Origin of the sequence: Pseudomonas sp. UBA5706 (assembly GCF_002419965.1) — a bacterium.
GTDB lineage: Bacteria > Pseudomonadota > Gammaproteobacteria > Pseudomonadales > Pseudomonadaceae > Aquipseudomonas.
Map to the genome: position 1 here is coordinate 40,917 of NZ_DIHC01000051.1, position 12,946 is coordinate 53,862.

Below are 12,946 nucleotides of genomic sequence, written 5' to 3' on the forward strand. Positions count from 1 at the left end.
GCCAAATCTGATCGCGCATCGCTCCTAACGAGAGGAAAGCATGGAACTGGTCTACGACTACATCGGCATTGGTTTCGGCCCGTCGAACCTGGCTTTGGCAATTGCCACCCAGGAGCATGCATTGCGCAATGGTCTGGCGCCCCAGGTGTGTTTCCTCGAGAAGAAGCCAGCGTTTAACTGGCACGAAGGCATGTTGATCGACGGGTCCACGATGCAGATTTCCTTCCTCAAGGATCTGGTAACCCTGCGCAATCCGGCAAGCCGTTTCACCTTCGTCAACTACCTCAAGGAGCACGGGCGCCTGCAGGACTTCATCAACCTCAAGACGTTCTTCCCGACCCGCGAGGAATACACCGATTACCTGAGCTGGACGGCTTCGCACTTCAATGAGCAGGCGCATTACGGCGAGGAGGTGATCTCGGTCGAGCCGCATTTCCAGGACGGCCGGTTTGTGGCCGTGGATGTGCTGTCCCGGGGGCCGGGCGGGGGTGTTTCCCGGCGCCGTGCGCGCAATCTGGTGTTCGGCATCGGCGGCATTCCCCAGGCCCCTGCTGCGTTCGACGGGCTTGATGACCCGCGCGTCCTGCATTCGGCAGGCTACCGCGGCGGCATTGAAAAACTGCTGACCAATCGCCCAGGCCCGGTGCGGGTGGCGGTGGTGGGCGGCGGCCAGAGCGCGGCGGAAATCTTCGAAGACCTGGCCAGCCGGTTCGACAATGTCGAGGCCAGCCTGGTGATTCGCGGCAGTGCGTTGAAACCTTCCGATGACAGTCCTTTCGTCAACCAGATCTTCAACCCCTCGTTCACCGACACCATCTTCAACCACAGCGAAGAACGCCGTGGCGCGCTGTTCGCCGAGTTTCGCAACACCAACTACTCGGTGGTCGATACCGACCTCATCGAAACCATCTTCCAGCGCATGTACCAGCAGAAGGTCCGTGGCGAGCAGCGTCACCGCCTGCTGACCAATCGCGAAGTGGCCCATGCTGAAGCCGTTTCGGCCGGCATCGAACTGTCCCTGCGCGACGCACCCCATGACCAGATGCACAGCGAGCGCTTCGATGTCGTGGTACTGGCCACCGGGTACCGTCGTGATTACCACCTGGAGCTGCTGGCGGGATTGGAACAGTGCATCCAGGGCTTGAGCGTCGATCGCAATTACCGCTTGGCGCTGCGTGCCGGCAGTGAAGCGGGAATCTTCCTGCAAGGGTGCTGCGAAGACAGTCACGGCCTGAGCGACACGTTGTTGTCGGTCTTGGCGGTGCGCTCCCAGGAAGTGGTGGAATCGATCTTCGCCGAATACGAGCAGCCCTGTTCGAGCCGACCGGCGCCTGCCCATGAGCGCGTAGCGCTTAAGCTGGCGCGCTGACTCAGGCCGGCTGACTCAGGCCCGGCGGGCCCAAGCCGTCAAAGCGGTGGCCGTTCACGGTCACCCAACCCTTTCTCACAACGTTGCGGATCAGGCCGTTCGGCCGTCCGTGGGTTGAGCCTTGCCGAAACAAATAGGTGAAAGAATGAAATCCATACGAGATCAGGCCGCGCATTTTCCCGAACTGGTGGGCTTTTATGCGCAGAGCCAGCCGGACCGGGTTGCCCTTCGACACGTTTATCACGAAGACCATGAGCCGCTGCTGACCACCTATGCGCAGCTTGATCGGCAGGCGCGCTGCATCGCCGGCATATTGCAGCATCATCTCGGCGCCCAGGCAGGCGAGCGTTGCGTGCTCATTCTGCCGACCGGCGCCGACTATGCCGCCGCGTTCCTGGGTTGCCTGTATGCCGGCATCATCGCCGTGCCGGCTTTTGCCCCCGAGTACAACCGCCAGACGCACCTGGACAGGCTCACCGGGATTCTTCAGGACGCCGCGCCAGGCGTGGTGCTGGGCCGCCGCGAAGATCTGGATAAATTTCAACCGCTGTTGCAACCCTTCATGCCGCCAGCCGGGCGCTTTATCGCCATCGAGGATGTTCACGACGGGCAGGGCACGTTCCAGCCCTCGCTGATCGACACCTCGACGCTGGCATTCCTGCAATACACCTCCGGGTCGACCAGCGCGCCGAAGGGGGTGATGGTCTCCCACGACAACCTGATGGCCAACGAAATCGCCATGGCCCGGCATTTCGTCACCGACGCTTGTACCGAGAGCTGGGTCAGCTGGCTGCCGCTTTATCACGACATGGGCCTGATGTGTGGCCTGCTGCTGCCGCTGTATTACGGCGGCACCCTGACGCTGATGTCACCGAACTATTTTCTCGGCCGTCCGGCGCGCTGGCTGGAGGTGATGAGCCAATACAACGGTACTTTTTCCGGCGGCCCGGATTTCGCCTACCGCCTGTGCGTGGAGCGCATCAAGCCCAATGCCGTGAAGGGTCTGAGGCTGGACAACTGGAGCCTGGCATTTTCCGGCTCCGAGCCGATTCGTATCGCCACCCTGGACGCCTTCAGCGAGCATTTTGCCGCTGGTGGTTTTGACCGCCGTGCGCTGACGCCCAGTTATGGTCTGGCCGAGGCCACGTTGTTCGTCAGTGCTGCCCATCGCGCTGCGCCATTCGGCGTCAAGCGTTTCGATGGCAGCCAACTGGCCGCGGGCGATGCCGACGAAGCGCTGTTCGCCAACCGGAGCTCCACCAGCCGTCTGCCAGGCTGTGGCTGGTGTCGCAACGATCACGACATACGCATCGTCGACCCTGCCACGCAGCAGGTCTTGCCTGAAGGGCAGGTTGGCGAAATCTGGATTGCCGGTCCGAGTGTTGCCCAGGGTTACTGGCAAAACGCTGAAGCGACCGCCCAGACGTTCTTGCAGCAAGAGGGCAATCGCTGGTTGCGCAGTGGCGACCTCGGCATCGCCAGCGGTGGCGAACTGTTTATCACTGGTCGCCTGAAGGATTTGATCATTCTCAACGGCCAGAACCTGTACCCGCAGGACATCGAGCAGGCGCTGGAGAAGAACGTAGAGTTGCTGCGTCGTGGGCGCATTGCCGCTTTTGCGGTGACCGACGGGCAGGGTGTCGAAGGCGTCGGGCTGACACTGGAAATCAGCCGCAACGTGCGGCGCCTGATGAAGCCGCAGATGATCTGCGAAGCGGTGCGCGATGCTGTTTGCGGGCTGTTTCTGGTAGCGCCGAAAGTCATCGTGCTGCTGGAACCGGGTGCCTTGCCACGCACCACCAGCGGCAAATTGCAACGCGCTGCCTGCCGTGTGGGTTGGCAGAACGGCAGCCTGGACAGTTTTGCCCTCTGGCAGGACGGCCGCTTGCTGGATGCGCCGGGTCAAGAGGGCGCAGCCGATGCCCAGCCTTTGCTGCCAGAGGTGCTAGCTGCGTGGTGCGAGGTGCTGGGTAAGGACGATCTGACGGCTGGCGATCACTTCTTCGCCCGTGGCGGCGACTCGGTCGGCGTGGTGCAGGTGCTGGCGCGCCTGAACCGCGAATTGGGCCTGAAACTCGAACCTGCGCACCTGTTCGAACACCCGACCCTTGGCGCTTTCAACGCCCACGTCTCCCGGCAAGATCGCGGCGCCGAACGTGCGCCGGCAGTCGTGCGCATTGGCCGCGATAGCGCGCCCGAGCAATCCTTCGCTCAGCAACGGCTATGGTTCCTTGCGCAACTGGAGCCGGACAGTGCTGCCTATCACCTCTGTGGCCAGTTGAGCCTCAAAGGCGCCATCGATGACCTCGCCCTGCAACGCAGTTTCGATGACTTGGCTGCGCGCCACGAAAGCTTGCGCACCACCTTTGCCATCGATGCCCATGAGGTGCTGGTGCAACGCATCCACGCCGCGCAGCCGGTGGTCATTGAGCAACACGATCTGAGCCTTCACGCCCAACCCCTTGAAGCCCTGGGCCAATTGGCCAGGGCGGCCGTCGAACGGCCAATGGATTTGCAGACCGGGCCGTTGTGGCGCGTGCTTAACGTGCGGCTGGGCCAGGACCAGCAGCAACTGGTGTTGGTGCTGCACCACATCATCTGCGATGGCTGGTCGGTGCAGGTCATCCTCAAGGAGTTCGCGGCGCTCTACAGTGCCCATGCCACGGGCCGGATTCCAGCGCTGGCGGCGTTGCCTATTCAATATGCCGACTTTGCCGCCTGGCAGCGTGAGCGTCTGGCCGGCGGTGAGGGCGCGCGTCAGCTTGGATATTGGCGTGAACAACTGGGCGACACCCAACCAGTGCTGACCCTGCCCGCGGATCGCTCGCGTCCTGCGCAACAGAGCCATCGCGGCGCGCGTTACGCCATCGCCTTGGACACCACTTTGAGCCAGGGCCTGCGCGACCTCGCCAGCAGCCATGGCGCGACCCTGTTCATGGTCATGCTGGCGGCCTACAAAACCCTGTTGCAGCGCTACAGCAGCCAGACCGATCTGCGCGTCGGTGTTCCGGTCGCCGGACGTACCTGTACCGAGGCAGAGGGGCTGATCGGCCTGTTCGTCAATACCCTGGTGCTACGTACCGAGGTGTCGCCGCAACAGTCGTTCAGTGCATTGATCGACGCGGTCAAACGCACCGCGCTCGGCGCCCAGCACCATCAGGACCTGCCGTTCGAGCAGCTGGTGGAAGCCCTGGGCGTGTCGCGTAACCTCAGCCACAACCCGCTGTGTCAGGTGAAGTTCACCCAGCAGTTCGCGCTGCCGCAGAACGTGGAAATGGGCAGCGTGCGCATGGACGTCAACCAGTTGGACGACTTCTCCGCGCACTTCGATCTGGGGTTGGACATTACCGACAGCGCCGACGGCATTCAGGCTGTCTTCACATACGCCTGTGACCTGTTTGACGAGCCGCGCATCGCCGGCTTCGCCGCCGACCTGTTGCGCATCTGTGCACAGGTGGTCGCGCAGCCGACGCGGCGTCTGGCCGATCTTCAGGTCGCCGCCGTGCCTTCGCGGCTGGACGCCGAAACCCTGTCGTTCCCGGCCACGAATGTGCTGAGCCTGTGGGCTGCCAGCGTCAGCGCGCAGCCGCAACGTCTCGCCTTGCAAGGGGAACAGCGGGGTGTCGATTTTGCCACGACCGACGCCGATGCCAATCGCCTGGCCCGACATCTTCTGCACGTCGGCGTGGGTGCTGAAAGCCGTGTGGGCGTGCTGCTGGAGCGGTCGGTGGAGTTCGTCGTCGGCCTGCTGGCGATCCTCAAGACCGGCGCGGCATACGTGCCGCTGGACCCTAAATGGCCGGCGGAACGTCAGGCGTTCGTCCTTGCCGACAGTGGCGCACGGTCGCTGGTCAGCGACGGGTCGGCCCCCTCCGGGTTCAGCGGTGAAGTGATCGACGTTGCTGCCGACGCACAATGGCGCTCGCAACCGGCCACGGCGCTGAACCTGGCGCTGCACCCGCAGCAGGCGGCGTACCTGATCTACACCTCGGGCACCAGCGGCACGCCCAAGGGGGCAGTCATCAGTCACGGGGCGCTGGCCGATTACGTTCAGGGCCTGCTCAAGCGTGTAGACGTTACGCCCGACGCGAGTATGGCGATGGTCTCCACCGTGGGTGCCGATCTCGGCCATACCGTGCTGTTCGGTGCCTTGTGCTCGGGCCGCACGTTGCACCTGATCGGTGCCGATCGCACCCACGACGCCGACCGCTTCGCCGCCTACATGGCGGCCCATAAGATCGCTGTGTTGAAGATCGTACCGACGCATCTCAATGGCCTGCTGCAAGCGGCCAATGCCGCCGATGTGCTGCCGGAACAGGCATTGTTCCTCGGCGGCGAGGCGTTGCCGTGGGAGCTGGTGGCGCAGGTCAGGCGGCTGAAACCGTCTTGCCGCGTGATCAACCATTACGGCCCGACCGAAACCACCGTTGGTGTGCTCAGCAACGAATTGGCGGACGCACCGGCAGGCGTTGAGACGTCAAGCGACAGCGCACCCATCGGTCGTCCGCTGCCCAACGTCGTGGCCTTGATTCTCAACGATCAACTCGAACCGGTGGTGCAGGGCGACATCGGCGAGTTGTACCTCGGCGGTCCGGGGCTGGCACGGGGTTATCACGATCGTCCGGGGATGACGGCGGCGGTGTTCGTTCCACACCCAAGCGTTGCCGGTGCGCGCCTGTACCGCAGTGGCGATCGGGCACGCTTGTTGGCCAACGGGCAGATTGAATTCCTCGGTCGCGCCGACGATCAGGTCAAGGTGCGCGGCTACCGCGTGGCATTGGGTGAAGTCGCCCAGCGCTTGCGTCAGCTCCACGGGGTCAGTGATGCCCATGTTCGGGTTGACGATCGCGGACAACTGATCGCTTATGGCTTGATCCACAAAGGCGTGCAGATCGACGGCGAAACCTTGCGTGCACAACTGGCCGAACGCCTGCCCGACTACATGGTCCCCAGCCACGTGCTGACGCTTGAGGCGTTCCCGGTCACGGCCAACGGCAAGCTCGATCAAGCTGCCCTGCCAGTGCCGCAAGCGGTTTCCCAGAGCTTCGAAGCCCCCCATGCAGGCGTCGAGGCCACGTTGGCCGCGCTCTGGGAAAACGCGCTGAATGTCGACGCCGTGGGCCGTCATGACAATTTCTTCAGCCTGGGTGGCGACTCGATTCTCAGCCTGCAGATCATCGCGCGCGCGCGCCGTCAGGGAATTCGCCTGACACCCAAGCAGCTGTTCGAAAAGCAGACCATCGCCGAGCTGGCCCAGGTGGCCGTGCTGTCCGAAGCCAAGCCTGCCGCCGCGCCTGTGGCTACGCCGGTGGCGCCGCGGGACTTTGCGCTGACCCCGATCCAGGCGCGCTTTTTCGCCTTGCCGATAACCCATCGTCAACACTGGAACCAGTCGCTGTTATTGAATCTGCCCCGGGCGCTGGACGTGGTGTTGCTGCAACAGTCGCTTGCGGTGTTACTGGCTCAGCACGACAGCCTGCGCCTGAGCTTCCATCAGGGTGACGACGGTCATTGGCAACAACGCTATCGCGACAGCGAAAACGCCGAGCGCCTGCTGTGGACCTGCGAGCTGACTCGCCAGGAAGACCTCGCTTCACTGGGCGACGAGGCTCAGCGCAGCCTGAACATCGAAACCGGACCTTTGCTGCGTGTGGTTCATGCGCGCTTGCCATCGGGCGAGGGTCGCTTGCTCATGGCGATTCATCACCTGGCGGTCGATGGCGTGTCGTGGCGCGTGCTACTGGAGGACCTGCAGCACGCCTACAGCCGTCTGGTTGCTGGCCAAACGGCCACCCTGGCGGAGAAAACCGCCAGCTTCCAAAGCTGGTCGCACTCCCTGCAGAACCTGGCGCGCAGCCCGGAACTGGTCATGCAGCTGCCGTATTGGCAGGGATTGGCGTTGGCCGACGCCTGCCTGCCGGGGGACACCTCCCTCCAGAGCAAGGTGGGCGATGGCGAAACGGTCAGCCTGACCCTCGACGCACAGGCCACCCGGCGCTTGCTCAGCGAAGCCCCGGCCGCCTATCGCACGCGCATCGACGACCTGTTGCTGGCAGCGCTTGCGCAAGCCTTGTCGCAGTGGACCGGTCGCGATCGCCACATCATCAGCCTTGAAGGCCATGGCCGCGAAGACGGCACGCTTGACCTGAGCCGCAGCGTCGGCTGGTTCACCAACCTCTATCCGCTGGCGCTGGAGACCGGCCGCGACGCCGTTGCCACCCTCAAGGCCGTCAAGGAAGCGCTGCGCGCCGTGCCGGATAAGGGTTTGGGTTATGGGGTGCTCAAATACCTGGCAGGCACTGATCTGCCGGAGCTGACAGGGCAGGGTGTGACTTTCAACTACCTCGGGCGTTTCGATGACCGCTTCGAGGGCTCCGAAGGTGCGCTGTTCGCCCTGTCGAGCGTTACGCCTGCCCATCAGCGCGATCCCCAAGGCCCGCTGGCCAGCGCCTTGGCCGTCGACGGTCAGGTGCGCGACGGTCAGCTGCATCTGGATTGGACCTTCAGCCGCGAGCGTTTCAGCCGCCAGACCATCGAGCGACTGGTGGCGTCGTACCGCGAGCAATTGCTGCACCTGATCGCCCACTGCAGCGACGAACGCAACGCCGGTCTGACCCCGTCGGACTTCCCGCTGGCTGGCCTCAATCAAGCGCAACTGGACACCCTGGCGATTCCGGCGCGGGACATTGAAGACATCCTGCCGCTGGCGCCGATGCAACAGGGGATTCTGCTGCACAGCCTGCTGGAGCAGGGCAATGGCATCTACCTGATGCAGGATCAGTACGAAGTCGGCAGCGAGGTGGATTTCCAAGCCTTCACGTTTGCCTGGCAGCAAGTGGTGCAGCGTCATCCGGCATTGCGTACGGCTTTCCATGGGCTGGAAAGCGGCGTGCAGCGCCAGGTGGTGATGCGCCGCGTACCGTCACCGGCGCAACTGATCGACCTCAGTCACCTGTCTAGGGACGCCGCCGAGGCCGAGCTGGAAGAGGTCCTCGCCGCCGAGCGCGAGCAGGGCTTCGACTTCGCCCGTGCGCCGTTGCTGCGCCTGCGTCTGGTCAAGTTTGGCGAGGCGGATTTGCGCATCGTCCAAAGCCACCATCACGCGCTGATCGACGCGTGGTGCCGGGGCCTGATGCTCACTGAGTTCTTTGCCCATTACCGCGCTTTCCTCGAGGGTCGCCGCGTGAGTCTGCCGGCCGCGCGCCCTTATCGCGACTTTTTGGCCTGGCTCGCCGAACAGGACGAAGCGGTGAGCCGCCAGTACTGGCGCCAGGCGCTGGCCGGGTTCACCGACGTCACGCCGCTGCCTTATCGCCACAGCCCGCAAGGCGAGCCGCAGATGCGCGATGTGACGCTGGCCCTGGGCAACGCCCAGACCGCGAAACTCGCCGACCAGGCCCGTCAGCATCGGCTGACCGCCAACACCTTCGTGCAAGCCGCCTGGGCGCTGGTGTTGATGCATCACGCTGACCGCGAAGAAGTTTTGTTCGGGGTCACCGTGGCCGGTCGTCCGACTGAGCTTGAGGGCATCGAAGGCGCGCTCGGGCTGTTCATCAACACCTTGCCGCTGCGCATCAAACGCTCGGGCATGGGCGCCTCGGCACTGGAGCTGCTCAACGCGTTGCAGGCGCAGAACGCCCAGATGCGCCAGCACGAGCACCTGTCGCTGGCCGACATTCAGCTGTTGGCCGACACCCCGCGCGGCCAGCCGCTGTTCGACAGCCTGTTCGTCTTTGAAAACGTTCCGTTGGGCGCCGAGGTTCAGCAGGCCGTGAACGAATACCGAATCAATCCGCTGGCTAACCGGACCCATACCAACTATCCGTTGACCGTGGTTTTGCTGCCGGGCGAGTCACTGCAATTGCAGCTGACCTATGACACCCGTCACTTTAACGATGTGGACATGAACTCGCTGGTCGCACATTTGCGTCGACTCTTGACGCAACTGATCGACAACCCGCAGCAGACGTTGAGCCAACTGCAGGTCCTGCAACAGACCGAGCGCGAACAGCTGCTGCAACAGGGTCAGGGACTGCTGCAAAAGCACTGGTATGACATCAGCTACCTGGAGCGTTTCGAATCTCGGGTGCAGGCCCACCCGGCGCTGGAAGTGGCGCGCTGCCAGGGGCAAAGCCTGAGCTACGAGCAACTCAACCGCGCGGCCAACCGCATCGGTCACGGGCTGATCGCTGCCGGTGTGCAGGGTGATGACGTGGTGGCGTTGTTCGCTCCCCGTGGCCTGCCGCTGCTGAGCATGATCGTCGGTGCATTCAAGGCCGGTGGCGCCTATCTGGCCCTGGACGACCGCCATCCGGCGGGGCGTAGCGCACGCATGTTGGGCAGCAGCGCCGCGCCGGTGTTGCTGACCCCTCGGGAGTGCCTGGCCCAGGTCGAGGCGATTCTGCAACTGGCCGAGGCCAAGCCTCGGCTGCTGATTCTCGAAGACTTGCTGGACACCAATGGCGACAGCAACCCAGGCCGTTACGCCAGCGCAGAGCAACTGGCCTATGTGATTTACACCTCAGGTTCCACCGGCGAGCCGAAAGGGGTAATGGTCAATCAGCGCGGCATGCTCAACAACCAGATGTCCAAGCTGCCCTATCTGCGGCTGGGCGAGGGCGACGTGATCGCGCAGACCGCCGCCACCGGTTTTGATATTTCGGTGTGGCAGTTCCTTACCGCGCCGCTGTTCGGCGGGCGCGTGGAAATTCTGCCGGACTTGGTGGTCCACGATCCGCAGCGCCTTCTGGAAGCTGTGGCGGCCAATGGGGTCAGCGTGCTGGAGTGCGTGCCGGCGGTGATCGACGGCATGCTCGCCGTGGCGCCGCACACGCTCCAAGCCCTGCGCTGGCTGCTGCCCACCGGCGAGGCGCTGACCGTGGATCTGGCCGCTCGTTGGTTCTCCCGTTATCCGAACGTGCCGCTGGTTAACGCTTACGGACCGGCCGAGTGCGCCGACGATGTGGCGTTGCACACCCTGACCGCCGCGCCGGCCGGCAACGTCCACATGCCGATTGGTCGCCCGACCGACAACAACCGGTTGTACGTGCTCGATTCGAGCCTGCAACTGGCGGCCCCCGGCGTGGTGGGCGAGTTGTACATCGGCGGCGTGGGCGTGGGACGCGGTTATGCCGCGCGTCCGGGCCTGACCGCCGAGCGCTTCTTGCCCGATCCGTTCGGCGAGGCGGGGGCGCGGTTGTATCGCAGCGGCGATCTGGCGCGCTGGAACGCTGACGGGGTGCTGGAATACGTCGGTCGCGCTGACTTTCAGGTGAAGATCCGCGGCCAGCGGATCGAACTGGGCGAAATCGAAAACCTGTTGCTGGCTCAGCCTGCCGTGCGTGACGCCGTGGTCAGTGCGCAACCGACGCCGCACGGCCCGCAACTGGTGGCCTATGTGGTCGCTGAATCTCGACCAGCGCTCAGCGCAGACGTGCTCGCCACGTTATTGAAAACTGCACTGGCTCACGAGTTGCCAGGGTTCATGGTGCCGGCGCACGTGATGCTGCTCGAACGCCTGCCGCGCACCGCTAACGGCAAGCTTGATCGCAAGGCGCTGCCTTCACCGACGTGGCATGAGCGCAGCTTCGAAGCGCCCCGGGGCGAGCGTGAACAGATTCTCGCCGAGCTCTGGCAGAGCCTGCTGAACATCGAGCAGGTCGGACGCGACGACAACTTCTTTGAATTGGGTGGGCATTCGCTGCTGGCAACGCGTCTGTTGTCGCGGATCCGCGAGCGCCTGGGGGTGAGCATTCCGCTGGCGCAGGCCTTCGAAGCCACCACTGTCGCTGCACAGGCGGCCCTGATCGACACCTTGCAGGGGCAGACCCTGACGCTCGACCGGCTCGATGCCCTGGACGAGTTAATGAATGAGCTGGAGGAAAGCAACTGATGTCGCAACCGAGCATGACTTCGCAAAGCAAGCTGCTGGCGTTGGCCACCCGTTTCCTCAGCCTTGGCGCAGCGCAGCGCCGGGTGTTTCTGGGCAAGTTGCGCGAGCAGGGGCTGGATGCCTCGGCGCTGCCGATTCCGTCCGGCGTGGCAGGCGAGCGCAGTCCGACCTCGTTCTCCCAGCAGCGCCTGTGGTTCCTTGAACAGCTCGAACCGGGCAATAGCACCTATCACCTGCCGGGCGCTCTGCGTCTGAAGGGGGCGCTGGATGTCGCCGCTCTGCAATTGGCGTTCGAGCGTGTGGCCGAGCGTCACGCCAGTCTGCGCACGGTGTTCGACAGCGCCGAAGACGGCGCGCCCGAGCAGGTGATTCAGCCATCGCAGCCGGTGCCGTTCGAGCAGTTGGCGGCGGGTGACGAGACCGAGCTGCAAGGGCTGGCTGACGCGTTCGCCCGGCGCCCGTTCGATCTGGCACGGGGCCCGCTGTGGCGCGTGGCGTTGGTCAGGCTGGCCGAGGACGAGCATGTGCTGCTGGTCTGCCTGCATCACATCATCGCCGACGGCTGGTCGATTCAGGTGCTGTTGCTGGATGTGGTGCAGGCTTATCGCGCGTCACTTGAAGGCGACCGCAGCGTGCTGCCGTCCTTGCCGCTGACCTACGCCGACGTTGCCCTGTGGCAGCGCGCGTGCCTGCAAGCGGGTGAGGCTGACCGGCAGCTGGAATACTGGAAGCAGCAGTTGGGCGATGAACCGCCTGTGCTGGAATTGCCAGTCGATCGTCCGCGTCCGGCGCGCCAGAGTTTCCGCGGTGCGCGACTGCCATTTAGCTTCGACGCAGCGTTGTCCGGTCGCCTGCGTGAACTGGCCCAACAACGAGGCGTGACCCTGTTCACCGTGATGCTGGCTGCTTATCAGGTATTGCTGCAGCGCCTGAGCGGGCAGAACGATCTGCGCATCGGCGTGCCGATTGCCGGGCGTCAGCGCGCTGAGACCGAAGGCCTGATCGGCTTTTTCGTCAACACCCAGATCCTGCGTGGCGAGGTCCATGCCGACGCCAGTTTCAATCAGATCATCGACAACGTGCGTCTGGCCTCACAAGGTGCCCAGGCCAATCAGGACCTGCCGTTCGAGCAACTGGTGGATGCCCTGGCACCCGAGCGCAGCCTGAGCCACAACCCGCTGTTCCAGGTGCTCTACAACCATCAGCAGCGTCAGGACGAAGCGCTGCACTTGATGCCCGGCCTGAACGCCACCCTGATGCCGCTGGACAGCGGCAGCGCGCAGTTCGACCTGGCCCTGCACACCTGGGAGAACGCAGCGGGCGAACTGGCGGGCAACTGGAACTATGCTACCGATCTGTTTGACGCCAGCAGTGTCGAGAGGCTGCATGCGCGTTTCGTGCAGCTGTTCGCGCAGATGCTGGAACGGCCAGACGCAGCGGTGGGTGATGTAGAGCTGCTCGATTCGCAGGACCGTGCGCAGTTGATTCAGGTGAATGACACCGCTCGGGATTGGGCGGGCTCTTTTGCAGACGGACATGAGCCCGTTGTGCATCGTCATTTCGAGCGTCTGGCGCAGTTGCATCCCGAGCGTGAAGCCTTGCGTTGTGGCGATCAGGTGCTGACGTATCGGCAACTGGATCAACGGGCCAATCAGTTGGCGCATTACTTGCGCCGGCAGGGCGTG

3 protein-coding genes are annotated in these 12,946 nt (G+C 64.0%); all 3 read left to right on the plus strand.

Translation table 11 applies throughout. The annotated features are described in order from the left end of the window. Positions 1–40: 40 nt before the first annotated feature. Positions 41–1,369, plus strand: coding sequence for a lysine N(6)-hydroxylase/L-ornithine N(5)-oxygenase family protein (locus B3I26_RS25015; RefSeq protein ID WP_296261736.1), 1,329 nt, complete (start codon positions 41–43; stop codon positions 1,367–1,369). A gap of 145 nt (positions 1,370–1,514) precedes the next feature. Beyond that, positions 1,515–11,261, plus strand: a complete 9,747-nt coding sequence (locus tag B3I26_RS25020) for a non-ribosomal peptide synthetase (RefSeq protein WP_296261737.1) — start codon at positions 1,515–1,517, stop codon at positions 11,259–11,261. Further along, positions 11,261–12,946, plus strand: a 1,686-nt coding sequence (locus tag B3I26_RS25025; protein WP_296261740.1) for a condensation domain-containing protein, incomplete at its 3' end; no start/stop codon positions are given. The genes B3I26_RS25020 and B3I26_RS25025, both read left to right, overlap by 1 nt.

Excerpts from the sequence above, each read along its gene's own strand:
- B3I26_RS25015 (WP_296261736.1), top strand. The coding sequence starts at position 41 with ATGGAACTGGTCTACGACTACATCGGCATTGGTTTCGGCCCGTCGAAC.
- B3I26_RS25020 (WP_296261737.1), top strand. The coding sequence starts at position 1,515 with ATGAAATCCATACGAGATCAGGCCGCGCATTTTCCCGAACTGGTGGGC.